At 64.3% G+C, this 26,722-nt stretch carries 18 protein-coding genes; 7 read left to right on the top strand and 11 right to left on the bottom strand.

The window, feature by feature from the left end:
* The first annotated feature begins 10 nt into the window (after positions 1 to 10).
* The 6 genes from treZ to VXM67_RS11420 all read left to right on the top strand — a co-directional run bounded on the left by treZ (position 11) and on the right by VXM67_RS11420 (position 10,568).
* Positions 11 to 1,753, top strand: coding sequence for a malto-oligosyltrehalose trehalohydrolase (gene treZ / locus VXM67_RS11445; RefSeq protein ID WP_023380016.1), 1,743 nt, complete (start codon positions 11 to 13; stop codon positions 1,751 to 1,753).
* On the top strand, positions 1,750 to 3,819 hold the full coding sequence (gene malQ, locus VXM67_RS11440; protein ID WP_367237686.1) for a 4-alpha-glucanotransferase: 2,070 nt from the start codon (positions 1,750 to 1,752) through the stop codon (positions 3,817 to 3,819). Before treZ ends, malQ begins: the two co-directional genes overlap by 4 nt.
* The gene (locus VXM67_RS11435) at positions 3,816 to 6,590 is read left to right on the top strand and encodes a malto-oligosyltrehalose synthase (protein WP_367237685.1); all 2,775 of its coding nucleotides are present in this window, start codon (positions 3,816 to 3,818) and stop codon (positions 6,588 to 6,590) included. The genes malQ and VXM67_RS11435 overlap by 4 nt, the downstream gene beginning before the upstream one ends.
* 14 nt (positions 6,591 to 6,604) lie before the next feature.
* Positions 6,605 to 6,850, top strand: coding sequence for a DUF2934 domain-containing protein (locus VXM67_RS11430; protein ID WP_027907028.1), 246 nt, complete (start codon positions 6,605 to 6,607; stop codon positions 6,848 to 6,850).
* 116 nt (positions 6,851 to 6,966) lie between these two features.
* Entirely contained in the window at positions 6,967 to 9,120 is a 2,154-nt protein-coding gene (gene glgX, locus VXM67_RS11425; RefSeq protein WP_023380012.1) for a glycogen debranching protein GlgX, read from the top strand.
* A gap of 371 nt (positions 9,121 to 9,491) precedes the next feature.
* On the top strand, positions 9,492 to 10,568 hold the full coding sequence (locus tag VXM67_RS11420) for an autotransporter outer membrane beta-barrel domain-containing protein (protein WP_023380011.1): 1,077 nt from the start codon (positions 9,492 to 9,494) through the stop codon (positions 10,566 to 10,568).
* Between the two features lie 202 nt (positions 10,569 to 10,770).
* Here VXM67_RS11420 and VXM67_RS11415 read toward each other — a convergent pair whose 3' ends face one another.
* Positions 10,771 to 11,223 (bottom strand): hypothetical protein, encoded by a 453-nt coding sequence (locus VXM67_RS11415; RefSeq protein WP_367237684.1) that lies wholly within the window; start codon positions 11,221 to 11,223, stop codon positions 10,771 to 10,773.
* Positions 11,224 to 11,499: 276 nt separating this feature from the next.
* Here VXM67_RS11415 and VXM67_RS11410 point away from each other — a divergent pair, with 276 nt between their 5' ends.
* Positions 11,500 to 13,122: a hypothetical protein gene (locus tag VXM67_RS11410; RefSeq protein WP_367237683.1), complete on the top strand. Its 1,623-nt coding sequence runs from the start codon at positions 11,500 to 11,502 to the stop codon at positions 13,120 to 13,122.
* Here VXM67_RS11410 and VXM67_RS11405 read toward each other — a convergent pair.
* The 10 genes from VXM67_RS11405 to tssH form a co-directional block, all read right to left on the bottom strand.
* Positions 13,110 to 14,177: a serine/threonine-protein kinase gene (locus VXM67_RS11405; protein WP_023380008.1), complete on the bottom strand. Its 1,068-nt coding sequence runs from the start codon at positions 14,175 to 14,177 to the stop codon at positions 13,110 to 13,112. The genes VXM67_RS11410 and VXM67_RS11405 overlap by 13 nt on opposite strands.
* Positions 14,174 to 14,902: a PP2C family serine/threonine-protein phosphatase gene (locus VXM67_RS11400; RefSeq protein ID WP_023380007.1), complete on the bottom strand. Its 729-nt coding sequence runs from the start codon at positions 14,900 to 14,902 to the stop codon at positions 14,174 to 14,176. The genes VXM67_RS11405 and VXM67_RS11400 overlap by 4 nt, the downstream gene beginning before the upstream one ends.
* A complete protein-coding gene (gene tssM / locus VXM67_RS11395) occupies positions 14,902 to 18,429 on the bottom strand; it encodes a type VI secretion system membrane subunit TssM (protein ID WP_023380006.1) in 3,528 nt (1,175 codons plus the stop codon). The genes VXM67_RS11400 and tssM overlap by 1 nt, the downstream gene beginning before the upstream one ends.
* A gap of 14 nt (positions 18,430 to 18,443) precedes the next feature.
* Positions 18,444 to 19,310: a type IVB secretion system protein IcmH/DotU gene (gene icmH, locus VXM67_RS11390; RefSeq protein WP_023380005.1), complete on the bottom strand. Its 867-nt coding sequence runs from the start codon at positions 19,308 to 19,310 to the stop codon at positions 18,444 to 18,446.
* A 5-nt stretch (positions 19,311 to 19,315) separates the two neighbouring features.
* Positions 19,316 to 20,647: a type VI secretion system baseplate subunit TssK gene (gene tssK / locus VXM67_RS11385; RefSeq protein ID WP_023380004.1), complete on the bottom strand. Its 1,332-nt coding sequence runs from the start codon at positions 20,645 to 20,647 to the stop codon at positions 19,316 to 19,318.
* Positions 20,644 to 21,150: a type VI secretion system lipoprotein TssJ gene (gene tssJ, locus VXM67_RS11380; protein WP_023380003.1), complete on the bottom strand. Its 507-nt coding sequence runs from the start codon at positions 21,148 to 21,150 to the stop codon at positions 20,644 to 20,646. The genes tssK and tssJ overlap by 4 nt, the downstream gene beginning before the upstream one ends.
* Before the next feature lie 4 nt (positions 21,151 to 21,154).
* Positions 21,155 to 22,336 carry a type VI secretion system-associated FHA domain protein TagH gene (gene tagH / locus VXM67_RS11375; protein ID WP_367237682.1) on the bottom strand — a complete coding sequence of 394 codons (1,182 nt, stop codon included), beginning with the start codon at positions 22,334 to 22,336 and terminating at the stop codon, positions 21,155 to 21,157.
* A gap of 18 nt (positions 22,337 to 22,354) precedes the next feature.
* Positions 22,355 to 22,495: a type VI secretion protein gene (locus tag VXM67_RS11370; RefSeq protein ID WP_315693757.1), complete on the bottom strand. Its 141-nt coding sequence runs from the start codon at positions 22,493 to 22,495 to the stop codon at positions 22,355 to 22,357.
* A gap of 68 nt (positions 22,496 to 22,563) precedes the next feature.
* Positions 22,564 to 24,093 (bottom strand): sigma 54-interacting transcriptional regulator, encoded by a 1,530-nt coding sequence (locus VXM67_RS11365; RefSeq protein ID WP_367237681.1) that lies wholly within the window; start codon positions 24,091 to 24,093, stop codon positions 22,564 to 22,566.
* Positions 24,094 to 24,103: 10 nt separating this feature from the next.
* Positions 24,104 to 26,716: a type VI secretion system ATPase TssH gene (tssH, locus tag VXM67_RS11360; protein WP_367237680.1), complete on the bottom strand. Its 2,613-nt coding sequence runs from the start codon at positions 26,714 to 26,716 to the stop codon at positions 24,104 to 24,106.
* Between the last annotated feature and the right edge of the window lie 6 nt (positions 26,717 to 26,722).

The following is a 26,722-nucleotide window of genomic DNA, read 5'->3' as shown; positions in this document are numbered from 1 at the left end:
GAGGCCGAAGATGCACAGGCATGGCGCACACCTGCTGGACGCCACGTCGGCGCGCTTCGCCCTCTGGGCGCCGGATGCGCGCAGCGTGAGCCTTCAACTGGAGCAACAGCCGGCGATCGAGCTACTGCCGGAAAACGACGGCTGGTACACCGGGGTTGCCCAGTGCCAGGCCGGTGACCGTTATCGCTATTGTATCGACGGCGAGCAATGGGTAGCCGACCCGGCATCACGCTACCAGCCCGAGGGGGTCGACGGCCCTAGCCAACTGGTGGATACGCACGCCTATGATTGGCAGCACCCCTGGCAGGGTCGACCATGGCACGAGGCCGTGATCCAGGAATTGCACGTGGGTGTGCTCGATGGCTATGCCGGGGTTGCCCGGCAGCTGCCGCGCCTGGCACAGCTGGGTATCAGCGCCATCGAGCTGATGCCCCTCGGGCAGTTCCCCGGCACGCGCAATTGGGGCTACGACGGCGTGTTCCCCTACGCCCCCCAGCACAGCTATGGCAGCCCAGAGCAACTGTGCGCGCTGGTCGACCAGGCCCACGGCCAGGGGCTGATGGTGCTGGTGGATGTGGTCTACAACCACTTCGGCCCCCACGGCAATTACCTGCACCACTATGCCAGCCCATTCTTCCGCGAGGACAAACACACCCCCTGGGGCGCGGCCATCGACTTCCGTCGCCCCGAGGTGCGGGAGTTCTTCATTCAGAATGCACTGATGTGGGTGTGCGACTACCGCTGCGATGGCCTGCGCCTGGATGCGGTGCACGCCATCGACCACCCCGACTTCCTGCGCGAGTTGGCACAACGGGTGCGCGCAGCCGTCTCCCCCGGCCGGCATGTCTGGCTGGTGCTGGAGAACGAGCACAACCAGGCTTTCCTGCTGGAACAAGGCTTCGATGCGCAGTGGAACGACGACGGCCACAATGCCCTGCATGTACTGCTGACGGGTGAAACCGAAGGCTACTATGCCGACTACCAGCACCGCCCGATCGAACAGTTGGCACGCTGCCTGACAGAAGGCTTCGTGTTCCAGGGCCAGGCCAACCGCCACGGGACCCCACGGGGCGAGCCCAGCGGGCACCTGGCGCCCACCTCGTTCGTGCTGTTCCTGCAGAACCATGATCAGGTCGGCAACCGCGCCCTCGGCGAGCGCCTGAGCCGGCTCTGCCCGCCTGCGGCCTTACGCGCCGCCACCGCCCTGTTACTGATGGCACCGATGATTCCGCTGCTGTTCATGGGCGACGACGACGGCAGTTGCCGGCCGTTCCTGTTCTTCACTGATTTTCACGACGAACTGGCCGATGCCGTGCGCGAGGGCCGGCGCAACGAGTTCGCCCACTTCGCTGCATTCACCCAGCCGCAATCACGCGAGCAGATCCCCGACCCCAATGCGCCAGACACCTTCGACGCTTCCCGGCCTCTGGCCAAGGAAGTGCTCGCCGGCTGGCACGGTCTTTACCAGCACCTGCTCGACCTGCGCCACCGCTACATCATCCCGCAGCTACCGGGTTGCCGTGCGCTGGGTGCCGAGGTGCTCGGCGAAAAAGCCCTCACCGCCCGCTGGCGCCTGGGCAATGGCAACACCCTGCGTATCGACCTGAACCTGGCCGACACCGCCCAACCGGTCGGACTGCCCGGCTTCGAACAACGCGTGTTCGACACCAGCGACAGTGCCCACCCCGATTCCCACCTGGCCGCCTACAGCTGCGTGGTCAGCCTGCTCACACCTGGTCAGGAGCGCCCATGAGCGATACCCCACTGCACCGCCTGGCTGCCCGCGTCGGTCTGGCCCGCGACTGGATCGACGCCAACGCCAGGCCCCAGCAGGTCAGCGACGATGTGCTGCGCAACGTGCTCGAAGCCCTGGGCCACTGCGCCCAGGACGATGCCGCTGTCCTGGCCAGCCTGCGGGCCGTGGAAGCAGCCGAAGACAGCGAGCACCTACCGCCGCTGCTGACTGCCGACGTCGGCCAGCCGTTGCCACTGCAACGCTACTTCAGCGCCGCAACCCAGGCCCATTGCACCTTGGAGGATGGCAGCCAGCGCCTGCTGACCCTGGACGCCCAGGCCCGCCTGCCCGGTGACCTGCCCATCGGCTATCACACCGTGGACATCGACAGCCGCAGCTTCACCCTGGCTGTGGCACCGCTGCGCTGCCATAGCCTGGACGAGGCCGTGACGCAACCGCCGCCACGCTGCTGGGGCCTGGCCGTGCAGCTTTACAGCCTGCGCCGCGACGGCGACGGTGGCTTCGGTGACTGCCTGGCCCTTGAGCAACTCGCTCGCAGCGCCGCCGAACGCGGTGCCGATGCCCTGGCCATCAGTCCGGTTCATGCACTCTCGGCCATCGACCAGGAGCACTACAGCCCCTACTCGCCATCCAGCCGATTGTTGCTCAACACCCTGTATTCAAGCCCCGCCGCACTGCTCGGCGAGCGCGCCGTGCGCATGGCCATCGAGGCCTGCGGCCTTGAACACATCCTGGAAGACCTGGAACAAGGCCCTCTGGTCGACTGGCCCCGCGCAGCCGATGCCCATGAACGTCTGCTGCAAGCCCTGTATCGGGATTTCAGCCAGAGCGATCACCCGCTGCGCGAGGACTTCGACAGTTTCCGCGCCGCCGGTGGCCAGGCGCTGGAGCATCACTGCCGCTTCGAAGTGCTACAGATCCAGGCCAAGGCACGAGGTCTGGGCGCTGACTGGCGAGCCTGGCCAAGTGCCTGGCACGACCCTTATCACCCTGAAGTCGAGGCGTTCGCCGACGCCCATCAGGCCGAGGTCGAGTTCCAGGCATTTTGCCAATGGCTGACCGAGCGCGGCCTGCAACGCGTCCAGGCCGCGGCCCGCAGCAATGGCATGGTGATAGGTTTGATCGCCGACCTGGCGGTGGGTGCCGACGGGGCCGGCAGCCAGGCCTGGAGCCGCCAGGACGAACTGCTGGCCGACCTCAAGGTGGGTGCTCCGCCCGACATCCTGAACCGCTCGGGGCAGGACTGGGGCATCTGCGCCTTTTCCCCCGAGGGCCTCAAGCGCAATGGCTATCGCGCCTTCATTGAGATGCTGCGAGCCAACCTGGCCCATGCCGGCGGCCTGCGCATCGACCACGTGATGGGGCTACGCCGCTTGTGGCTGATTCCGCGAGGTGCCAAGCCAACCGAAGGGGCCTACCTCCAATACCCAGTGGACGACCTGCTGCGCTTGCTGGCTCTGGAATCGGTACGCCATCGCGCGATCATTCTTGGCGAAGACCTCGGCACCGTCCCTGATGGCTTGCGCGAACGACTGGCCGCAAAAGCCATACTCGGCATGCGTGTGCTGCCGTTCGAACAGACATCGACGGGGCACTTCAAAGCGATCCTCGACTGGCCGGACAACGCGCTGGCCACCACCGGCACCCACGACCTGGCACCTCTGGCCGGCTGGCTGGAAAGCCGCGACATCGACTGGAACCACCGCCTGCAATTGATCGACGCTGCCACCGAACTGCACTGGCGCCATGAGCGACAGAAAGAACAAGCCGGCCTGCGCCACATCCTCGAGGCCAACTACGGTTCCTTGAAAGACAACGCCGCCATCATCGACGCCGCCATCCGCTTCGTTGGCCACACCCGCGCACCGCTGGTCCTGGTGCCCCTCGAAGACCTGCTCGGCAGCGACGAACAGCCCAACTTGCCGGGCACCACTCACAGCCACCCCAATTGGCGCCGTCGCTTTGCCCAGCCCGTTGGCAAATTGCTCGACGATGAAGATGCCTCCCGTCGCCTGGAGCTACTGGCCCAGGCGCGCGAACAAGCCTGGGAGCGTGACCGATGAAGCCATTGACCGCCACCCAGCGCCTGCAATTTCACAGTGACTTCACCCTTGACCATGCGGTGCCGCTGGTGCCGTATTTCGCCCGGCTTGGCATCAGCCACCTCTACGCTTCCCCCCTCCTCAAGGCACGCGCCGGCTCACGTCATGGGTACGACGTGGTCGACCCCACCTGCGTGAACCCCGAACTGGGTGGCGAGGCCGCCCTTGAGCGCTTGGTGAGCGCGTTGCGCCAGCACGGCATGGGACTGATCGTGGACACCGTTTCCAACCACATGGCCGTCGGCGGGGCCGACAACCCTTGGTGGCAGAGCCTCCTGGCCTGGGGACGGCGCAGCCCGTATGCCGAATTCTTCGACATCCAGTGGCACTCCAGCGACCCGCTACTGGCCGGGCAACTGTTGCTGCCCTTCCTCGGCAACGACTATGGGCTGGCACTGAAGAACGGCGAAATACCGCTGACCTTCGATGATCAGCACGGTGTGCTGCATATCGCCCACTACGACCACCGTTTCCCGATCTGCCCGGTGGACTATGGCCGGGTCCTCTCACAGAGTCCTGACCCCCAGTTGCAGGCCCTGGCCCCACGCTTCGCCGCCCTGCACCTGGCTGACGAGCCCCTGCACGCTGCCCTGCCCTTGCAGGCAGAACTGGCACGCTGCGTCGCCGATGGTGCCGACCTGGCATCCGCGCTGCAGGCCTTCGATAGCCGCAGCACAGCGGGTTTCAAGCACCTGCACGCGCTGCTCGAACGCCAGACCTACCGCCTGGCCAGTTGGCGAACCGCCGCCGACGACATCAACTGGCGGCGCTTTTTCGACATCAACGAACTGGGCGGCCTGCGGGTCGAGCGTGCCGTGGTGTTCGAGGCTACCCACGCCAAGCTGTTCGAGCTGATCGAGCGCGGTTTGGTCGATGGCCTGCGCATCGACCATATCGACGGCCTGGCCGATCCGCGCCAGTACTGCCGCAAGCTGCGCAGGCGGGTCGATCTTCTGCTGGCACGGCGCCCCGTGAACGCGGCAGTCGAGCATTTCCCGATCTACGTGGAAAAAATTCTCGGCGCCGGCGAGCACCTGCATCGCGACTGGCTGACCGACGGCACCACCGGCTACGAGTTCATGAACCAGGTGTCGCTGCTGCAGCACGCCCCCGCTGGCGAGGCGCCGCTTAGCGAGTTGTGGTCGAGCATCAGCGAACGCCCCGACTTCCCCGAAGAGGTCCGCCAGGCGCGGCACCTGGTGCTCAATGCCAGCCTGGCCGGCGACTGCGAGTCGGTGGCCCAAGCCCTCCTTCAGGTCGCCCGCGACGACCTGATGACCCGCGACCTGACTTTAGGCGCGATCCGCCGCGCCGTGCAGGCGCTGGTCGCGCATTACCCAGTCTACCGCACGTACTTCAACGCCTGCGGGCGCCCGGCCGAAGACGAAGCTTTCTTCCAGCAGGCGCTGGCCGGTGCCCGCCAGGACCTCGGCGAAGCCGACTGGCCGCTGCTGGCGCAGCTCGAACAATGGCTGGGCGGCCAGCCCTGGCGGCACCTGCCTGCGGGCAAGCCACGCAAACACCTGCGCCATGCCTGCGTGCGCTTCCAGCAGCTCACCGCCCCCAGCGCCGCCAAGGCGGTGGAAGACACCGCCTTCTACCGCAGCGGCCGCCTGCTGTCGCGCAACGATGTAGGCTTCGAGGCCGAACGGTTCTATGCCGATGCGGCCGAGTTCCACAGCCAGGCCCAACGCCGGCTGCGCCACTACCCCGACAACCTGCTGACGACCGCCACCCATGACCACAAACGTGGCGAGGACTGCCGCGCGCGCCTGGCCGTGCTCAGCGAGCGCGCGCCCTGGCTGGCCAGCCGCGTCGAGCACTGGCGCGAACTCGCCGCCCCATTGCGCGAGTCGCTGGAGGACGGCCTGGCCCCTAGTCCCGGCGATGAGTTGCTGCTATTCCAGACGCTGCTGGGCAGTTGGCCACTGGAGCTCGACTTGCACGACGATGCCGCGCTGCGCAGCTATGCCGAGCGTATCCGTCAGTGGCAGCAGAAAGCGCTGCGCGAGGCCAAGCTGCGCAGCAGCTGGAATGCACCGAACACAGCCTACGAAACGGCCTGTGCAGCCTACGTCGATAGCCTGCTGCTGGACCGCCAGAACCAGCAGCTGCGCCAGTCGCTGGCCGACGCGGTGCGCCTGATCGCCTGCCCTGGCGCTCTCAACGGCCTGGTACAAACGCTGTTGCGCATGACCGTGCCCGGCGTGCCCGACCTGTACCAAGGCAACGAGTACTGGGATTTCAGCCTGGTCGACCCGGACAACCGCCGCCCCGTGGACTACGCTTGCAGGCGTCGCACCCTGGACGCTGCCACACCGCTCGACGCGCTGCTCATGCACTGGCGCGACGGACGTATCAAGCAGGCGCTGGTGTCGCAGGTATTGGATTGCCGTCAGGCACACTCCGCGCTGTTCCGTCGCGGAGCCTACCTGCCGTTGACCGTGCAGGGCCGACATGCCGACAAGGTCGTGGCCTTCGCCCGCCTGGGCGAAGATGAACGCGCCATCGTGATTGCCCCACGCCTTGCCAGCAGCCTGCTTGGCGATGCCCCTACACCGTTGATCCCAGCGCAGAACTGGGACGACACCCGGCTGATCCTGCCGTTTGCCTTGTCGCCTGCCAATACGACGGGACTTTTCACCACCGGTGCGGTCAGCCCTTGTAAGGAGCTGATGTTGAACAGCGTACTGGCGAAGTTTCCGGTCAATCTGTTGATACAACAATCTTGAACATCAGGAGCGTCATGATGAGCGTCGATGAAAAGCGTATTCGCGAATTTGCCTATCAGATCTGGGAGTCGGAAGGTAAACCCGTAGGCCAGGAAGAGCGCCATTGGGACATGGCGCGCAAGCTTGCGGAAGCCGAGTCCCTGGCGCCCAAGGCGGCGCCACGCAAGCGCGCCCCGGCCAAACCTAAAGCCCCTGCCGTGGCCGAAAAGCCGGCGCCGGTGAAGAAGCCGCGCGCGGTGAAAAAGCCCACTGCCGGCTGAATCGGTATCAGTCTCGGCCTCATCGCCGGTAGCCAGCCCTTGCCCTTTTGCAGGCGCCAGCTTGCCGGTGATGAGCCCGCCTACATTTCCCTCCACACAGGCCCTCGAGGATTGCCATGAGCCCCCGCACCCCAAAGAAAACCCGCTCTGTCGCCCCATCGCGGATCCGCGAAGGACTGCCCTTCCCCCTTGGTGCCACCTGGGATGGGCTGGGGGTCAACTTCGCATTGTTCTCGGCCAACGCCAGCAAGGTCGAACTGTGCCTGTTCGACTCCAGCGGCGAAGAGGAACTGGAGCGCATCGAGCTACCCGAGTACACCGACGAGATCTACCACGGCTACCTGCCCGACGCGCATCCGGGGCTGGTCTACGGCTACCGCGTGCATGGCCCTTACGAGCCAGAGAACGGCCACCGCTTCAACCCCAACAAACTGCTGATCGACCCCTATGCCAAGCAATTGGTCGGCGGCCTGAAATGGTCCGAAGCCTTGTTCGGCTACACCATTGGCCACCCCGACGGCGACCTGTCGTTCGATGAACGCGACAGCGCGCCCTTCGTGCCCAAGTGCAAGGTGATCGACCCTGCCTTCACCTGGGGCCGCGATCAGCGCGTGCTGGTGCCCTGGGAGCGCACGATCATCTACGAAGCCCACACCAAGGGCATCAGCATGCGTCACCCGGCGGTGCCGGAAGCTCTGCGCGGCACTTTCGCCGGCCTTGCCAATGACGAGTTGCTCAAGCACATCAAGGACCTGGGTGTATCAAGCATCGAGCTGCTGCCGATCCATGCCTTCGTCAACGACCAGCACCTGCTGCAAAAAGGCCTGAACAACTACTGGGGCTACAACAGCATCGCCTTCTTCGCGCCGCATCCCAGCTACCTGGCCAGCGGCAAGATCGCCGAGTTCAAGGAGATGGTCGCTCACCTGCATGATGCCGGCCTGGAGGTGATACTCGATGTGGTCTACAACCACACTGCCGAGGGCAACGAACTCGGTCCGACGCTGTCCATGCGCGGCATCGACAACGCCTCGTACTACCGCTTGATGCCGGATGACAAGCGCTACTACATCAACGATTCCGGCACAGGCAACACCCTCGACCTGAGCCACCCCTGCGTACTGCAACTGGTGACCGACTCGCTGCGCTACTGGGCCGGCGAGATGCGCGTCGATGGTTTCCGCTTCGACCTGGCGACCATTCTCGGGCGCTACCACGACGGCTACAACGAACGTCACAGCTTCCTCGTCGCCTGCCGCCAGGACCCGCTGCTCAGCCAGGTCAAGCTCATCGCCGAGCCATGGGACTGCGGCCCCGGCGGCTACCAGGTGGGTCACTTCGCACCGGGCTGGGCGGAATGGAACGACCGCTTCCGCGATACCGTGCGTGCGTTCTGGAAGGGTGACGAAGGCCAGCTAGCCGATTTCGCCTCGCGCATGACCGCCTCGGGCGACATGTTCAACAACCGTGGCCGACGCCCCTATGCCTCAGTCAACTTCGTCACCGCCCATGATGGCTTCACCCTGCGCGACCTGGTGTCGTACAACCACAAGCACAACGAAGACAACGACGAGAACAACCAGGACGGGACCGACAACAACCTGTCATGGAACTGCGGGGCCGAAGGCCCGACCGACGACCCGACCATCAATGCCCTGCGCACCCGGCAGATGCGCAACTTCTTCGCGACCTTGCTGCTGGCCCAGGGCACCCCGATGATCGTCGCCGGCGATGAGTTCAGCCGGACCCAACATGGCAACAACAACGCCTATTGCCAGGACAGCGAGATCGGCTGGGTGAACTGGGAGTTGGACGAAGAAGGCGAAGAGCTGCTGGCCTTCGTCAAACGCCTGACCCGTCTGCGCCTGGCCTACCCGGTGCTGCGCCGCTCACGTTTCCTGGTCGGAGACTACAACGAAGCGATCGGGGTCAAGGACGTCACCTGGCTGGCACCGGATGGCAGCGAAATGAGCGTAGAACAATGGGAAGACCCCCATGGCCGCTGCCTGGGGATGCTAATGGACGGTCGCGCCCAGGTGAGCGGCATCGCCCGCCCCGGTTCGGAGGCTACCCTCCTGCTGATCGTCAATGCCTACCACGACACCGTACCGTTCCTGCTACCGGCCGTACCCGAGGGCGATTACTGGAGCTGCCTGATCAACACCGACAGGCCCGAGATGCGCAAACCCCAGCATCTGCAGTTCGATACGACCTTCGAAGTCAAAGGCCGCTCGGTGCTGCTGATGGTGCTCCAACGAGAAGATGAATAGACCCAACGGGCGCCACCGCCCAAGCGGCGGTGGAGCTTGAGCTCTAGCCCTAACAATGATTCGGCATAGCCGCCGATCGGCAAATAGCGAACATCGCTATGCCCACAATTTTTATCAATAGATTCATAGCGTTGAGCCAATCACCAAGGCATGAACGGGACTTTCACGTTTTCTTGACGCAAGCGCCGACCTCTCCTTAGCTGAACATTATCACTACGCGTAAAAAATCACGCCGGGCCTCTAGCTCGCGCCTTCGTGCGCACTTGCTAAAGCTGGCGTGCTGGTTTGGGTCGCCCTCTGTTTTTGCCGTACAGCTCGTGACAACAGGCCAGGTCCTTGGGCTGTACAACAAAAAAATGAGGAGATCCGCTATGAAAAGAACCTCGAATCCCTGGCGTTTCGACAGCATTTTCTGCGCGGTTTCCACGTCGCTGCTTCTGGCAACCCCTGTGGAAACCTTGGCGTTTGAATTGCAGGACGACCCGACCTTCGACCGCTTCCTGCAACAACCGTCAATGCCACAGCTGTCACTCGACCCGGTGAGCGCCGTCGGCCTCACCCTGGGCACGCTGAACGAGTTTTCCGATCGCATGAGCGAGCGCCACGGGCAGGCCGCACCGGACCTGGTCGCCAGCCAATGGTCGCAGTTCTTCCCCAGCGTGCAACGCCAGGGCGCGCAGCCGCCAGACCAGCTCGAAGCGCCCAGCCAGCAATTGATGATCGGCCCGGACCTGTTCGTACGTGAATCCTCGGCGGGCAATGTGCACCGGGCGGGAATCTTCGTTGGCCATAACAACCTGCAGAGCACCTTCAACGGTATGCGCCCGTTGCTTGGCGACAAGCAGCGCAATGCGGTCAACCTCAGCGGCGAGAGCCTGGGGGTGTACTGGAGCATGACCCATGATCGCGGCTGGCACCTGGATGCCGTGGCCATGGGCTCGCGCATTGATGTCAACGGCCGTGGCGAAAGCGGCCAGCGCCTGGACGACAGCGGCCACGCGATGACCTTCTCGGTGGAAGGCGGCTACCCGATCAAGTTGGGAGGCGGCTGGGTGATCGAGCCACAGGCACAGTTGATCAACCAACAATTCTTCCCCGGCAGCCAAGTGCAGGAAGAGACCTTGCAGGCCTTCGACAGCCAGCCCAGCTGGAGCGGCCGGGTCGGTGCCAAGTTGTCCGGCCGCTACGCCGTGCGCGGCATGCCGATCGAGCCTTACGTGCGGACCAACGTCTGGTACGACTTCAGCAACGCCGACTCGGTGAAGCTGGACCAGGTCGACAAAATTTCCAGCTCGCGCTACTCGACCACGGTGGAGTTAGGCTTGGGACTGGTAGCCAGGGTCACCCCGTCCGTGGCGCTGTTTGTCAGTGCCGATTACAGCAGTGATGTGGATGGGAATGACTTGAATGGGTTGATTGGGAGTTTGGGGGTGAAGATGCGTTGGTAGTGTGTACTGCTGCATAGGGCAAGGGCGGCATTAGATCATTTAGAGGGGACGGAATTGAGTGGCGGGTCCGCTTACGGGCCGACCTGGATGCCATGCCAAAGGGTGACCTGCACAGGTTGAAAGGACTCGCATTCGCCACCGCCTTGTACATCGCAGCGGTAGTCGGCACCGACGTATTCGCAGTCGGTTGTCCATCAACTCGTTACACCGTGGATCGGCTTACAGCGGGCGGTCGAGCAGGTACTACTGGTACTCCGACGGGCCGCGTCGGGTGGCGTGGAGTGGGTGAGCTGGACGGCGACGGCGTAGCGGTACTGGCGCTTGAGCAGCGTGGATGGGCTGTCGTGGCTGCCGAGCCACTGCTCCTGCAAACGCCCGACCAGGTCCCAGGCCTGGGGTTGCCCTGCTGCCGAACCACTTCGCGGTGCAGGTCGTCGCGCTCGTAGGCGAGCATCTCGTGGTGGTCGAGGGTCATGCCCAGCAGGTGGCCGCTGCCGTAGGTGAGCCAGCCGACTTTGTGGCCATCCGGGCGGAGGGTGCTGGCGCGCTGGTTGAGGGCGTCGTATTCGTGCTGCCACACGGCGACCATCGGCGTGCCGAGGTGATCGCAGTGGTACCAGGCAATCGTATCGAACGCCTGCGGTGGAATCGTCATCTGCCACAACGGATATTTCTTAAGGCCTACAGGAATGTTTGCACAGGTATATCGACATTTGAGTGCGCAACTTCTTGCGCAGTTGACTCAGGAGAGTGCGCCGAAGCTGTAAAAGCCATCGCGAAATGCAGCAAGCCGGCCGCCACCAAAACCAACGTGCTACCATCGTGCCGCACTCATGGATGCTCTACCGATTCGACAAGGAACGCCGCGCGTGACCACTTCCGTTACTGCTTCACCCTGCCCTGCCCGTTTTCTGCCAGCAGGCCACGCCTGATGCTCGGCGCCCTACTGCAACGGACCCGCCAAGACCTCTCTCCCTGGCAGCGTGTAACCCGTGCCTTATGGGGCGGCAGCCTGCCGCTGACGCGCGCCCAGGGCCGTTTGTTGGCGCAATTGATGCTGCTGCCAAGCGCGATGTACCTGCTGCTTGCCCTGGCATACCTGGCGCAGATCACCGACCTGATCGGCAGCCTGGCGCCGCATGCGGTGCTGCAACGCCTCGCCGACCACGGCCAATGGTTGGGAGCTTTCGCCCTGGCCCTGCTGGCATTGAGCTGCTTGTTGCGCAAGGGGCTGCGCCTGAACTGGGGCTTCGGTCGCACACTGTTGTGGGCGCTGCTGACCTGCACAAGCTGCCTGTACCTTGGCAACCAGGCCCAGCGCCTGCTGATCGATAGCCTGGTCGAGCGCACCAGCCCTAGCCAACAAGCCCAGGCAGCCTTCGGTATGCCGCTGCTCAACCGCATGCTCGAACATGACCTGCGCATCGACGGCCAGACCGCCACGCCCGCGCAGTTGCAAAGCCCCGAGGGCAAATGGCGGCTGGCCGAATTGGCCCTGCTGCTACCGGACAGTCCCCAAGTGGCGCTGACAGACGGCCTCACGCCGCAGGCGTTCTTCGAGCAGCTCGCCGACCAACGACGCGGGGGCCTGGAGCGTAATTACCAGCGTTACCTGCAAGCCACCGGCAGGCAGGAGGACCATTACCGCCAGTACCGACGCGCTAGCCAGTTCTACGCGGATGCAACCAGCCGCCTGGCAATCCTCCAGCGCCAGGGCCAGGCCTGGACCGACTACCTGCGTCTGCTCACCAAGCGTGGTCGCACCCTCAATCCATGGAACCTGCCGCTCGCTGAGTGGCAACCTGTGCGCCACGTGCTACGCGAGCAGATGAACGTTCCGGTCAACGACCTCTGGCGCCCCGATGACCGCCGCGGCTTCAACCAGGCGGTCGCCAGGCAGGTGCGGCGCGAAGCACGTAACCGATACGCCGAAACACTCCAGCAACGCATCGACGCCGGCTGGATCGAACCCGGCCTGACGCGGACGGGCTTCCTGGCAGTTAACGCCATCCAGGCCCAATGGCGACAGGATTTGGCCCTACCCGCTGGCATCACTTTGTATGCCTACCTGACCAAGGAAGCCTTCGCGCTCACAGTCTACCGACCGGCACTGCAATACGACGCCCGCGAACTGATGAAGCAACGCGTCGAGGCCAGCAACGACCTCTCTACCCTCGGCCGTGACAGCTACCGCGATCTGGTAACCCCAGGCGTCACCGTGCTGCTGATCAGCATCGGATTGGTGGTGCACCTGTTCAGAACGCTGGCGTACCTGCTGCGTTTGGGGCTGCCGCAGCCTCCGGGCGTATACCTGAAACTGTTGGCGCTGTACGTGTTGCTACTGGGCAGCATGGCGCTGTTTACGGGCAAGTCACAGGTACCGGCATTCGGACTGACCACGGGCAACAGCGATAGCCTGGTGTTAACCCTGGCGCGCAACACGTTGGACTGGACCGCTGCGCATCAGGCGCACCTGTATGCCTGGGGCAATGGCCTGCGCCAGGGCATGCTGCGCGGCTATGGCTTCGGTGCTACAACCCCTCAGGAAGACTGAGTGTTGCGCATGCTCCTGAGCCGCGCCCACAGTCCTTGGGCGGCAAAGGCATCACGCAACTGCGCCGCACTCACGCGGCGCTGCTCGGGGTCGAACGCCAGCGCCACACGCAATGCGCTCCAGGCCTTGGCCGGCATGCCAAGCGGCACCGAAAGCCGCGAGCTCAGCGCCTGGTCGCGGACCTTGATCGAGGGTACACGCTCGAAGGGATGACGGCCGCAGGCCAGCTCATACAATACGCAGGCAACGGCATACAGGTCGCTGGCCCTGCTGGGATTACTGCCCTCGAACAACTCCGGCGCTGCATAGGCCGGTGTCCAGGCTTCGAAACGGCCGTAGCTCAAATGCGGCAACCTGGCCAGTGGCCCTTCCACGGCCATGCCCAGGCCAAAGTCGAACAGACGCACGCCATCGTCGCCGAGCATCACATTGCTGGGTTTGATATCGCCATGCACCACCCCTTGGCCGTGTACACAGGCCAGGGCGTCGAGCAGCGGCACGGCTATTTCACGCACCTCTGCCCACGCCAGGCCCAGGGGCTGGTCGCAGAGTACGCGGTCAAGCGCACGACCACGCATCAACTCCATGCTGATGAAGGCGCGCCCGCATTGCGGATCGACAGCGAAACCATGCAACCGCACCAGGTTGGGGTGCCGCAAGCGGCTGGTAAGCGCGTATTCGTTGAACAGCAATGCGTTGGCGTCTGCCGAGGCAGCCAGTTGGTCGCTCATCAGCTTGACCGCCAACAACGGTTGCGGATCACCGTAGCTTTCCTGCAACAAGTCGCGAGCGCGATACACCAGGCCCATGCCGCCAGCCCCCAGCAGCCGCTCGAGGCGATAGCGGCCGGCCAACAGCTCGGGCACAGGCAACACGTCGACGGCTGCCGGGATTGCAGGCAACGGTTCTGCCGCCCTGCCCTTGCCACGGCGCTTGCGCCGCCCCTTGCCATTGCTGCCCCGATCCGGCTCGCCGGCCGGCTGGGTGAAGGAAAAGTAGGTGGCGTCGCCACCTTGCTCCAGGGCATCGAGTATATCCAGTGCGTCGCCGCTCATTGATGGATCACCACTGCGGTCAGGTTGTCTTTCGCCGCACCACCCAGTGCAGTAGCAAACAGTCGCTGCAAGGCATCGGCGGGCGACGCAAGGTCCAGGGCGTGGCCGAGACCATCGCTTTGAAGGCTGTCGTAGAGACCGTCGCTGCACAGGAGGAACACATCGCCCGGCAACGCTTCGAACTCCAGCACCTCCAGCTTGAGCTCGGCACTGGCGCCCACCGCACGGGTCAGTGCGCGTGCCGAGGGGTGGCCACGGGCCTGCTCGGCGCTCATGCGCTGCTGGTCGATCAATTGCTGCGCAAGCGAATGATCGCGGGTCAGCTGGTACAGCCGATGCCCACGCCACAGGTAGCAACGGCTGTCGCCGGCCCACACGCATGCACCACGGCGGCCTTCAAGCAGTAACGTGACCACTGTGCTTCCGATGATTCGCGCGTGGCCCTCGACGCTCACTGTCAGCTCCTGGCCCAGGCGGCGATTGATCCAGTGCAGGCATTGGCGGACCGCGACCACACGCTCGTCGAAACTGGCGGCAGGGGCCAGTTCAGCCAGGCTGGCCACGATCATCTGGCTGGCGACATCGCCATCCTCATGTCCTCCCATACCATCCGCTACAGCCCACAACCCATGCTGCGGGCAATCCAGAAATGCATCCTCGTTGCGGGCGCGCACCTTGCCGGCGTCTGTGCGCGCCGCACTGCGCCAGGGGTTGGCGTGCAGCATCAGAGTTCACCCGGCAGCCGCAGGCCACGCAACACGTTCAGGTCGAACGGGTTGGGCGAGCGCTGGCTGGTCAGCAGGTAGTTGGCGCGCATACCTCCGACGTTGGCCTTGACCACCATGGTGTCGCGGCCCTTGAGGTACTCGGTCTGCATCAGGTCGAGCAAGCGGAACAGCGCCCACGGGCCGCCGTTCTTTTCCAGCGACATGGGGCGGCCATTGATTTGCTCCAGGGTCAGGCTGCTGTTGCCGTCCTGTGCCTCGGTCGGCCACTTGAACGTGGTGGAGACAATCGGACCATGACGGTAGTCGATCACCTGGTCACCGAAGCGAAACTCAGCGCGACTCACCGATGGATCGAGGGTGTACGGTTCGAGCTTGAACTGCACTTGCGGCTCTTGCGGGTTTTGCGCAAAGAAGCTCTGGCGCACAGCCTGGATGATGCCCATCTGTTCAAGGAACGTCTTGGTCATCGGCAGGCTCTGGCCGTCCAGGCTGCGCAAGCGATAGTTGCCTGGCTCGCCACTGACGAACGGCTTCATGTAGCTGTCGAAGAACTGGTCGGCTACACCCTGGGCCTTGAAGAAGTCGCGGAAATCGCTGATCGCCACATCGCCGGTGCCTGCGGCGTTGAACGGGTAGCGCGACTCGATGGCCTTGCCATAGAAGCTGTACAGCTCACTCTGGTAACGCTGGTTGAGGTAGTTGTAGCTGTCGTTCAGGACCATGCGCCAGATGTCGTCCGAGAGCAGGTTGAACCAGCCCGCCACTGGCCGTGGCAGTCGGGCGGTGCCGTTGCGCAGGCTGCTCAAGGCGTCACGTTGGCCCGACATGCGCGCCTTGGCCATCTGGTACGAAGCTTCCTCGACCTGATTGGAGCGCGCCAGCCCGGCCAATTGTTGTTGCAGATCGTTCAGCGCTTGCAGGGTCGGCGCCAGATCAGGCCCTGGGCCGTTGTTGTCATCGAGCAAACGGTGCAGCGGCTCGAAGCGCCGTTGCAGCGCCATGCGCGCGGTGTCTGGCAGCGGTCGCTTGGCCAGGGCGTCACGGGCCTTGCCGGCGACCGCGCCAGCCACGGCAGTGCCGTTCTTGCCAAGCTTCTTGGCCGCGGCCTTGCCAGCGGCCGCCTCGGCTGCCTGCTCGCCCTCGTCTGACGTCTCTGGCAACGTCGGGAAACGGGTGTTCTCGCGCACTTCGGTCAGCAGCAGCAACAACGGCGAGTTGGCGGCGGTGAGCGCCGACAATTGGTCAGCGCCTTCCCCCGCGTCGCTGAACGGAATCAAGCCGACCTGGTTGATCGCCTCCCCCCAATAATTGGCGTAGTCGCGAAAATACAACTGTTCCAGCGCCACCATCAGCCGTCGCATGTCCATGTCGCTGATACCTGGCCCCTCCCCCAGCACCCAGTTGTCACGCAGGATGTCGTTGACCAGGTTGGCGCCCTGCACCGAGAAGTATTGCTGGTAACCCTGGGAGGTGTAGAAGCCCGGAATCGCATAGTCGACCCCCACGAACTGGCTCGCCTGTGGCCCCAACTGCTGGCTCAGGCGGTACTCGGGCAGACTGCGGGCCTGTTCTCGCAGCACTCGGTAGACCACGCTGGCCAGCGACTCTGCACGCAACACCTGACGCGCCTGTGCCACCAGCGCATCATTGAGCGGCAAGGCGAACGGTTGCTGCAACAGGCGCCCGAAGTGTGCGTTGAGCGCCTCCTGCGCGGCGGTGTTGCCGCTGTAGCGCTGCGACCAGCCGGCTGCCGCCCAATCCTGCAACCAGTCCTGATCTCGACGCTCGGGATCGCCCAGCATCAGGTAGGCACGCAGGCTGTTGAGCAAGCGTTCGCGGTTCTTCAGGTTGCTGCGAATCTGCTCTTCCACCATCTTGCCGACGCGCGGCAGCAGGACTTGCTCGAGTTCGCGCTGGTAAGCAGGTTGCAGCACCTCGTTGGCAGCCCCCCCTTGATACAGGCCGGCGCGCTGCAGCAGCGAGACATCGCCACTGTCGGGAAACACTCGTGCTGCCTGGTAGGCCGAATCCAACGGCTTGAGTGCGGCCAGGGCATCGTCGCGGCCGTCGAGGCTCTGGTGCTGATGCTGCCATTGCCGAGCCAGTTCACGCAGCGCTTCCAGACGCTCATGGTTGCCGGAGAAACTGTTTGCCCACAGCAGGCCGAACAGCACCAGCGCGCCGAGTGCCGTCAGGTATACGGCACGCTGGCCCCAATTGATGCGGCGCCGCTCACGGCGATCGAGGCCAGCCAGGTCGTATTCGGGAAACACGACACGGGTGAACAACTGCAGCATGAAGCGCGCCCGCCCCCGCGGGATTCCGTGCCCAGGTATACCGGGCTGGAAGCCATTGTCGCTATCGACCTGCGGCGCAAGGTGCGGCGCGCTGGTCAGATAGACACCGCGCAAGTGGCTGGCGCGCTGATAGCGGTTGCCGGTGAAAGCGGCATCCACCAACAGGCACAATTGGTCACCGATGCGTCCGAGCTGGTGCGGGAAATCGAGGATGCGCGCACGACGCAAGGTATTGCGCTCGTGGTGGATGCGCTGGGTGACCTGGTCACCCAGGCGCTGCAGCAGGCCCTGAAACTCGTTGGCCAGTAACTCGGTATCGGCGCCATTCTTGCCTTTGCCGAACGTGACGCCAAACACCTGTTCGTTTTCTTCTCGCGACTGCTGGTCGAAGAATTCCTCAAAGCCAGCCAGCCGGTCGGTCTTGGTCAGCACCAGGTATACCGGCAGGTCCTGGTGCAGGCGCTGGCGCAACTCCTGCAAGCGCGAGCGAACCTTCTGCGCCAAGTCGTTCAATGCCGCGTCACCGCCAAGCAAGGTATCCATTGGTACGGTGATCAACACACCGTTGAGCGGCCGATTGCGTCGACGCTGACGCAGCAGGTCGAGCAAGGTGCGCCAGGCATGGCCGTCCAGCTCACTGTCGCGCTGTTCGAGGAAGCGCCCGCCGGTGTCGACCAGCACGCCCTGCTCGGCAAAGTAGTAATTGCAGTATTCGCCATTGCCCGCGTCCTGCGAGCGCCTGCGCTCCAGCGCGTTGATGGGAAACTCCAGCCCCGAATGCTCCAGCAGGCTGGTCTTGCCCGAGCCATTGGCGCCGAGCACCAGGTACCATGGCAGATCACGACGCCAGCGGTCGTGACGGCCACCGTACAGGCTCGAGGTGTTGAGCGTGGCCAGGGCATGCTTGAAACGCGCCCTGATTTCCTTGGCCGCTTCGTACTTGCGCTCTTCACGCTCCAGACGCTCTTGCCCGCCCTCGCTCTCCAGCACCTTCTGCTTGCGATGGTTGGCACGCCAGCTGGCGTACACCATCCACAATCCCCAGAGCAGGAACAGCACACTGATGGTCAACAGCCGCGCCGCGGCGTCTTCCCAGAACTTGTCGTCGGCGACGGCCAGCAGTGGCCCGACGAACCACACCAGCAAGGCCAGGGCCAGCACCAGCAGCAGACTCCACACCCAGGTCCGGGCAAGGAATGCGCCGACTTTCTTGAAAACATTCTTCATCACAGATCCTTGTGTCACTGCTTCTGTTCGGCCACGTTCTGTTCGAGGGGCTGGAAGGGTTGCAAGACGGTGGCGCGCTGCTCCCCCAGCACCCAGGCGAAACCGGCATACAGCACCATCAGACACACCATCGTGAGCAACGCCACGCTCCACCACGGCACGATACGCACCGGAGTGTGGCGCTGGTCGTGACCCTCCCAGCGTGGCGCCAACTCGCGCGGCACGTCGCCCCGCAGCTGGCGGATCTGGCGGAACAGCGCGTCGCGGATGCCTTCGAGTTCGGACATACCGCGATCGATTACCCGATACTTGCCCTCGAAGCCCAGCGACAGGCACAGGTACATCAGCTCCAGCATGGCCAGGTGCTTGACCGGGTTCTTCGACATGCGGTCGAGCAAGGCGAAGAACTTCTCGCCGCCGAAGGTTTCGTTGTGAAACGCACTGAGCAGGCTCATCTGGGACCACTGACTTTCGTTGCCCCACGAGGTGGTGACCACGGCTTCATCGACCACGGTGCAAATCAGGTAGCGCGCCACCGTCACCTGGCTGCTCTCGACCCCTTCGTAATGGATGCGCGCTTCGAAGGTGCGGATGTAGGCGCTCAGTCGCTCCTTGAGCGTATTCAAGTCTTCGGCGGTTTCGCTGTGCTTGAGCCGCACCACTTCCGAAATCAACTCGCCAGCAGCCGCCACCAACGGGTTGAGACCGACGCTGAAGCTGCCGCTGGCAGGGAGCCGCGCCGAATAGACCATACGCTGCTCCAGCGGCTCGACCTTGGCCGCATCGCCATGGGCCGTCAGTGGCTGGCCAGAGGGTGCCGAGCCATCCTGGTTGTACAGGACGGTCTTGTCGTCCTGCGGGTGTTCCGTGTCCTTGCTCATTGCGGTCAGTTCCTGATGGCCCAGAATTTCAGTTCAAGATCGGAGAACTCACTGGTGACGTGGAAGGCGAAACCACCAGAGCCATCCATCTTGGCGCGATCTGCGGCATCGAGTTCGACGATGAAGTAGGTTTTGTTGGCATGAAACGGGATCTGCCTCGGCGCCACAGGCAAGGGCTTGACCTTGAGCCCAGGCAAGTGAAGGTTGACCAACTGGCGAATGCGCTCCACCGGGCCGACCTTGAGGTGCAGCGGCAGACGCTGGCGCAGCTCCTCGGATTCGCAGTTGGCGCTGGCGGCCAGTACGAACGATGCCGTGGTGAGCAGCCCTGGATCGTGCAAGGGTGAAACCAGGATGCCGTACTGGCGCTGTTGCAGCTCCAACTCGATGGCATGTTGCTCGAGCACCATCGACAACACCTGACGGATCGACTCCATCAGCTTGCGGAAGCTGCTGCCCTGGTCACTGTGCTGGTAACGAGCGTCCAGCCGAGGGCGCTTGGTGTCGCTGGAGAAGGTCGACAGGTCGCCGAGCATGATCAGGAAGGTGCGGTACAACTCTTCCGGGTGCACCTGCTCAAGGTTCAGGTAGTGACGCAGCAGCAACTCGGTACGGTTGATCAGCTGCAGCATCATGAAGTCGCCCACCTCTGCACCGCCGACCTTGCCATTGGAGCGGATGCGCTCGGCCAGGGTGTCGCCACGCAAGGCCAGCATGCTGATCACTTCCTTCAGGCATGACTGCAGGTACACCGAGGATTGGGTCCGGATGTAGCTCGGGACGAAGTCCGGATCCAGGGTAATGACCCCGTCCGGCGAGGTGTCGAGCACTTCGCACACCTTGAGCTTGACGTACGCCTGGTCGCCCTGCTGCTCGCCCAGCAGCAGGCGGAAGTCCGGGCGCGCGCAGTTGATCTGGGTGCTGTTGTCATCGCCCGCGTTGGAATCGCTGACCTCCAGCTCGTAGGTGGTATAGCGCGTCAATACCTCGGCCTGCTCCGGCCGGCGGGCCTCGATGTGGTTTCCGGTGACCAGCGGCAAGGCCATGAAGATCGGCGTGCTGCCGGTGTTTGGCGGCACGTCCAGGGCCAGCGGTTCACTGCTGCCATCGAGCTCGAACAGACTGCCATCCGGCAGGATGCCTGCGGCACGACTGATCACCAGCTTGCCCATGGTCAGGAACTGCAGGTCGATCTCCAGATCGATGAAACCCCAGGTGCAATTACCCAGCAGCTGCGTGCGGGTTTTCATCTGGCTGTCGTAGTAGCGGTCGTTGTGCTGGAAATGCTGCGGGCGCAGCAGCATGCCTTCCTGCCAGACTACCTTGTGCACGTTCATGGCTGTTCACCCGCTTGGACTACCGCTGGTACGCCGTTGTGAATACCGGTCTTGTCCAGGTACAGGTTGACGACCGTCCGCTCACCGGCCCGAACCGGCTGCACCCGGCGCCACTCGGCTTGCTCCAGGTCGCGATAGGCGGCCAGCACGCCGACGAAGCGGCTGCCTGGGTCGATGCTCAGGTTCAGACTCAGGGTTTCGCCTGGGCGCAGTTCGTGCTCTTCGCTGGCAACCATGTCCAGGTCGAGGGCTTCTTTCGGGCGCTGGTAGAGCGTGAAGAAGTCGGTGCTTTCGAACGCGACCGGGTGCTTGAGCTCGAACAGACGTACCACTACCGGCGACGGCCGGCCGTTGATGTCGAGGTTGAGCGCGTCGGTGGCGGTCAGTGTCAGGTCGAGCTTGGTCATGTGCGAATACGGCGACAGCGCGGCACAGCCGGTCAACCAGGACGCGGCAACCAAAGCCCACGCTGCCCCGAAGCATTTGCGGGTGATAGGTTTCATGCAGTCATCCTCGCGGATCGTGGTGAAGGGAAGCGATCAGGCGCACCTGCTCTTCGTAGGTTTGGGCGAAGTCCTTGGCCAGCAGGCGCTCGCTCCAGTCGGCATCGGCACTGAGTGCTTCGTGGTAGCGCACGTATTGCTTCCAGCGGCTACCGAACCACGGCTTGCGACCCAGGCGTTCGAACTGCAACGCCAACTGACTGGGGGCAAAGTGTTCGAGGGTGCTGCGCAAGGCGCTGCGACTGGCACCAAGCAAAGCCACCTGGTGTGCCTGCAAGTCACGGAAGGCCTGGGCCACGGCCTGCTCGGCCGACAACTGTCCGGGCCGGCGCGGCTTGAGCAACTCGCCCAGGGCCTGGTCGGCTTCCAACGGCGCCTTGATCGGGTTCCGGCTGGCGCCTTGCGGGGTGGTGAGCGACAGGCGCAACTCGTTCTTGAGCTCGCTACGGGTGCGCAAGCTTTGCTGCAAGGCACCGATACTGTGGCGCAGCAAACCGGCTGCCTGCACCGCGAGGTCTTCGCAAGCTTGATCGTCGAGACCGGCGAGGTCGACGCCCAGCGCTGCGCCGAAGCGCTCCCAGAATGCTTCACTTCGCCGTTCGCGCGGGGCCGGTTGCGGGACAGGCTCGGTAACCGGGGCTGGCACCAACGTCGGCACGATGATGTTTTCGCGGTCGATCTGGGCGTAGTCGGCACGCTGCTTGGCCGGGGTGTCGGGCAAGGTCATGGCGGCCAGTTCATCCATCGGTGCAAGGCGCGCCTCTTCGTTGTCCAGGGCGGACAGCGGGTCAAGCGCGAGGAAGGCATCATCGGGGATGATGTCCGATCCCGGTATGCCGAGCCCTACATCCAAGGCACGATCCGTTTCGATCAAGCGGGCGCGCACCTCGATGTCGCCCATCTGGTACACCGCCCCCTGCTCGATACGGTAGGCCTCGCCCTTGCGCAGTTGCGCACCGCTGCTGGCCAGGCGAATGCCATTGCTGCTCTGGTCGGTGAGGTAGAAGGCGCCCTCGCGATAGGTGACCTCGGCATGGTGGCTGGACAAGTGGCGCTTTTCGTCCTCGATGCACCAGTGGCAGTCCTTGGCGCGTCCAATGTGGCCGCCACTGCGGCCAAACGACTTGCTGGGCGAGTCGGTGCGGGTGTGCTGGCGTCTGTCCACCAGCTCGAAAACCAGTTCCATGGTCAGGGCTCCTTGGGCTCAGTTGCCACGTTTGAGGGCCTGTGGGTCGCCCACTGGCCGGTAGCGGTCGTCATCGAACTTGTAGTTGCCGCTGCACCCGGCCAGGACCAGCACGGTTAACAGGGCCAGTAACGCAGCCCGCCAGATACCGATGAACATCGAAAACACTCCATGAGCTAAACAGGCAAGCACCAGCTGCGGCGCGCCTTGGATGTAAGAGAAAAGGTTCATGCCAGCCGGCCTGCGCCATCGCCGATCTGGATATTCAGGCGACCGAGTCGGTACAGCAGGGTGCGCCGCGGCAAGCCCAACTCGCGAGCGGCCATGGTCTGGTTGCCATCGTGCTTGCGCAGGCAGTCGAGCAGCAGATTGCGCTCGACCTGCTCGAGGCGTTCGCGCAGGTTCAGCTCGCCATCGCCCGCTGTGGATGCGGCGCCGTTCAGTGCAAAGTGCTCCGCCGCCAGCTCACGGCCCTCGCAGAGCACCACCGCGCGCTCCACCAGCCCCTTGAGCTCGCGAACGTTGCCAGGGAAGCCATAGCCTTCGAGGTGGTTCAGGGCGGCGTTGGACCAGATCACTGGGCTGCGCTGCAGGAACGCACAGGCCTTATCGGAAAAATGCCGTGCCAGGGCACTCACATCGCCGTCACGCTGGCGCAGTGGCGGCAAGTCGATCGGGAACTGGGCCAGGCGGTAATAGAGGTCTTCACGGAACTGACCGTCACGCACCATCTGCGCCAGGTCACGGTGCGTGGCAGCGACGATGCGCACGTCGATCTTGTGCGTGCTGTTAGCCCCCAACGGGCGGATCTCACCCTCCTGCAGCACCCGCAGCAACTTGGCCTGCAACGCCAGCGGCATGTCACCAATCTCGTCGAGCAACAGGGTGCCGCCGTCCGCGGCGTCGAACAGTCCCGAGCGGTCGCGGTCGGCCCCGGTGAAGGCGCCTTTGCGGTAACCGAACAGCTCGCTTTCCAGCAGGTGCTCGGGAAATGCCGCGCAGTTCTGCACCACGAATGGCCCCGAACGGCGAGGGCCGTAGTCGTGGATGGCCCGGGCCACCAATTCCTTGCCGGTGCCCGTCTCACCGAGCACCAGCACGGTGTAAGGGCTGTGCAGCACCTTGCTGATCATCTGGCAGGTCTGACGCATGGCCGGGCTGTCACCGATCAGGCCGTAACTACCGACCTCGGCCGGCTTGGCGACACTGGCCGGCAGCTGCGGCTGGGGTTGACGCAAACGCCGCAGCAGATGCAACTGAGCCATGGCGAAAGCACCGAGGCGTCCCAGCGAGTCGGCAAAGCCGGCCAGCTCGATGCGCGCCCGGGCTACGCACAACAACACGCCAACCACCCGTTGCTGCGGGGTCACCAGGGGCACCGCCAGCAGCGCCTGCCATGGTGTTGCCTGAGCCGGCAGGAAACTGGTGTCGAACATGCTGGCGGACAGCTCGGCGATGCTCACCATGCGGTTCTGACACAAGGCGAACTGCATCAACTGCTCGCCATTGTAGTCGGCCGGCAGGCTGGCACAGTCCCGCGCCTGCAACTGCCCATCGAGGCAGGCGACCTCAAGCCCCAGCCGCGTGTGGGTCGAGTCGAGCAAGTACACCTGCACCAGCGCGCAGCCACTGAGCCCGGCCACCGCCTGGACCAGTGCCTGCATCAGGCCCTGCTCGTCAGCGGCGCAGGCCAGCTCGGTGAAGGTCCCCATCAAGGTCTCGGCATAGGCCAGAGGCTGCGGCACATGCGTGAACATCACTCCCACCTCAGGCGAACTCGCAGATCACGCCCGCAGCCGGGTCCAAGGTCGCATGCACACGGCTGATGTCCTCGCCGCTGGCCATGGCATCGAGCAGGCGATCAGCCACTTTTGGCAGCACGTGCGAATCGAGCAGGTGGTCGATCAGGCGGGCGCCACTCTCGCTCTGGCTGCAGCGCTCGGCCAGGTGGTCGACCAGCGGCTGGCAATAGCTGAACGCCAGTTGCCGACGCTGCAGTCGCTCGCCCAGGCGGGCAAGCTTGATCTCGATGAGTTCGCGCAGCACCGGGCCACCGACCGGGTAGTACGGCACCACGCGCATGCGCGCCAGCAGGGCCGGCTTGAAGTGGCGGCTGAGCACAGGGCGGATATGGCTTTCAAGCTGCTCGGCGTCCGGGCGCTTGCCGTTCTCGCAGAGGGCGCTGATCTGATCGCTGGCCAGATTCGAGGTCATCAGGATCAGGGTGTTGCGAAAATCGATCTGTCGCCCTTCGCCATCGTTGGCCACGCCTTTGTCGAAGATCTGATAGAACAGGTTGAGCACGTCGGGGTCGGCTTTTTCCACCTCATCGAGCAACACCACCGAGTATGGTTTCTGGCGCACGGCTTCGGTCAACATGCCGCCTTCGCCATAACCCACATATCCAGGTGGCGCACCGATCAGGCGCGAAACAGTGTGTTTTTCCTGGAACTCGGACATGTTGATGGTAGTGATGAAGCGATCACCACCGTACAGCAGGTCGGCCAGGGCCAGCGCCGTTTCTGTCTTGCCCACGCCACTTGGGCCAACCAGCAGGAACACCCCCACCGGTGCATCGGGCTTGTTCAGACCTGCGGCGGTGGCCCGCATGGCACGGTCAAGGGCATGCACGGCCTGCTCCTGGCCACGGATGCGCGCACGCAGGTCGTCGGCGAAGCTGACCACTTTGGCGTTATGCTCGCGTGCCAGCTGGGTCAACGGCACGCCCGTCCAGGCGCTAATCACTTCGGCCACCAGCCGTGGACAGACCTCGGCACTGACCAGGCGCTCTTGCGCCTGGGCATCGAGCAAGGCCTGGTGCGTCTCGGCAAGGCGCTGCTGCAGCTGCTCGCGGGTCTCGACCAGGGTGCCCTCCTCGTCCGCCTCGGCCACCGGCGCCACGGCAGCGCTGGCAACTTGCTGACGCAATGCCAGCACTTGCTCGGCCAGCTCACGCTGGCGCGCCCAGCGCACGCTCAGGTGTCGCTCTTGCTCGGTCGCCTCGGCCAGGCGCTGCTGCAAGCCTTCGAACGCTTCCTGGTCGATCTGCAGCCCTGCCTCAGCATCACGGCTGATGGCATTGCGTTGGCGCTCGCCTTCGGCCAGCTCGGCGCGCAAGCGCTCCAGGCTGTCGGGCGGCGCCGCCAGGCTGATGCGCACGCGGGCACAAGCGGTGTCGAGCACATCGACCGCCTTGTCCGGCAGTTGTCGACCGGTAAGGTAGCGCGCCGACAACTCGGCAGCGGCCACCACGGCGTCGTCGCGCAGGTAGATGCCGTGGCTTTTTTCGTACAACTGCGCCAGGCCACGCAGGATGGTCACCGCTTCAACCACGGTCGGCTCATGCAGTTGCACCGGCTGGAAGCGACGGGCCAGTGCCGGGTCCTTCTCGAAGTATTTCTTGTATTCGGCCCAGGTGGTGGCGGCGATGGTGCGCAGTTCGCCGCGTGCCAACGCGGGCTTGAGCAGGTTGGCGGCATCGGAGCCACCCGCGTTGCCACCGGCACCGATCAGGGTGTGTGCTTCGTCGATGAACAGGATGATTGGCCGGGGCGAGGCCTTGACCTCGTCGATCACGCCCTTGAGGCGCCGCTCGAACTCGCCTTTGACGCTGGCGCCAGCCTGCAACAGGCCCATGTCCAGCGCCAGTAGGTCGACGCCCTGCAAGGCAGGCGGTACCTGGCCTGCGACGATACGCGCCGCCAGCCCTTCGACCACGGCGGTCTTGCCGACACCGGCCTCGCCCACCACGATGGGGTTGTTCTTGCGTCGACGAGCGAGGATATCGATCATCTGGCGGATCGAACCGTCGCGGCACAGCACCGGGTCGAGCTTGCCGGCACGGGCCTGCTCGGTAAGGTTGTGGGTGAAACGCTGCAGCATCGACTCGCCCTGAGGCTGGCCAGCGGCCTTGGGCGCAGCGGGCTGCTGGGCCAGCGCATAGCCCTTTAGGCGTTCGATATCCAGGCGGCCTAGGAGCTTCTGGTAACGGCTGCCGGCATAGCGCAGCGGGTTGCGCAACAGTGCCAGGATCAAGGCAGCCTGGTCGACCTGGGCCTGGCTCAGTTCAAGGTTGGACACCAGCAGCGCATCCTGCAACCACTGCACCAGTTCCGGGGAGAACACGGGGTTGCGGGTGGCACTGTGCTCGACCGCCGTATGCAGCGCGGCGCGGAATTCGCCGAAATCGACCTCGGCGTCTTGCAGCGCTCGCTGCAACAGACTGCCTTCACGTTCGAACAAGCCGAGCAGCAGGTCTTCGACGAGGATCTTGCTGCCGCTGCGAGCGACGCAGCGCTCGGCGCAGCGCTCCAGGTCACGGCGGCTGTGGGCATCCAGGGCTTGTACGAGTTGTTGCAGGTCTACGTTGATCATGGTCATTGATCC

It is taken from the genome of Pseudomonas sp. Rh2 (assembly GCF_040762985.1).
Classification (GTDB): domain Bacteria; phylum Pseudomonadota; class Gammaproteobacteria; order Pseudomonadales; family Pseudomonadaceae; genus Aquipseudomonas; species Aquipseudomonas taiwanensis.
The sequence above is the reverse complement of the archived record's forward strand: the minus strand, read 5'-3'. Positions and strand labels throughout refer to the sequence as shown.

Coding starts and splice junctions, on each gene's coding strand:
- treZ (WP_023380016.1), top strand. CDS start 11: ATGCACAGGCATGGCGCACACCTGCTGGACGCCACGTCGGCGCGCTTC.
- malQ (WP_367237686.1), top strand. CDS start 1,750: ATGAGCGATACCCCACTGCACCGCCTGGCTGCCCGCGTCGGTCTGGCC.
- VXM67_RS11435 (WP_367237685.1), top strand. CDS start 3,816: ATGAAGCCATTGACCGCCACCCAGCGCCTGCAATTTCACAGTGACTTC.
- VXM67_RS11430 (WP_027907028.1), top strand. CDS start 6,605: ATGATGAGCGTCGATGAAAAGCGTATTCGCGAATTTGCCTATCAGATC.
- glgX (WP_023380012.1), top strand. CDS start 6,967: ATGAGCCCCCGCACCCCAAAGAAAACCCGCTCTGTCGCCCCATCGCGG.
- VXM67_RS11420 (WP_023380011.1), top strand. CDS start 9,492: ATGAAAAGAACCTCGAATCCCTGGCGTTTCGACAGCATTTTCTGCGCG.
- VXM67_RS11415 (WP_367237684.1), bottom strand. CDS start 11,223: ATGACGATTCCACCGCAGGCGTTCGATACGATTGCCTGGTACCACTGC.
- VXM67_RS11410 (WP_367237683.1), top strand. CDS start 11,500: ATGCTCGGCGCCCTACTGCAACGGACCCGCCAAGACCTCTCTCCCTGG.
- VXM67_RS11405 (WP_023380008.1), bottom strand. CDS start 14,177: ATGAGCGGCGACGCACTGGATATACTCGATGCCCTGGAGCAAGGTGGC.
- VXM67_RS11400 (WP_023380007.1), bottom strand. CDS start 14,902: ATGCTGCACGCCAACCCCTGGCGCAGTGCGGCGCGCACAGACGCCGGC.
- tssM (WP_023380006.1), bottom strand. CDS start 18,429: ATGAAGAATGTTTTCAAGAAAGTCGGCGCATTCCTTGCCCGGACCTGG.
- icmH (WP_023380005.1), bottom strand. CDS start 19,310: ATGAGCAAGGACACGGAACACCCGCAGGACGACAAGACCGTCCTGTAC.
- tssK (WP_023380004.1), bottom strand. CDS start 20,647: ATGAACGTGCACAAGGTAGTCTGGCAGGAAGGCATGCTGCTGCGCCCG.
- tssJ (WP_023380003.1), bottom strand. CDS start 21,150: ATGAAACCTATCACCCGCAAATGCTTCGGGGCAGCGTGGGCTTTGGTT.
- tagH (WP_367237682.1), bottom strand. CDS start 22,336: ATGGAACTGGTTTTCGAGCTGGTGGACAGACGCCAGCACACCCGCACC.
- VXM67_RS11370 (WP_315693757.1), bottom strand. CDS start 22,495: ATGTTCATCGGTATCTGGCGGGCTGCGTTACTGGCCCTGTTAACCGTG.
- VXM67_RS11365 (WP_367237681.1), bottom strand. CDS start 24,093: ATGTTCACGCATGTGCCGCAGCCTCTGGCCTATGCCGAGACCTTGATG.
- tssH (WP_367237680.1), bottom strand. CDS start 26,716: ATGACCATGATCAACGTAGACCTGCAACAACTCGTACAAGCCCTGGAT.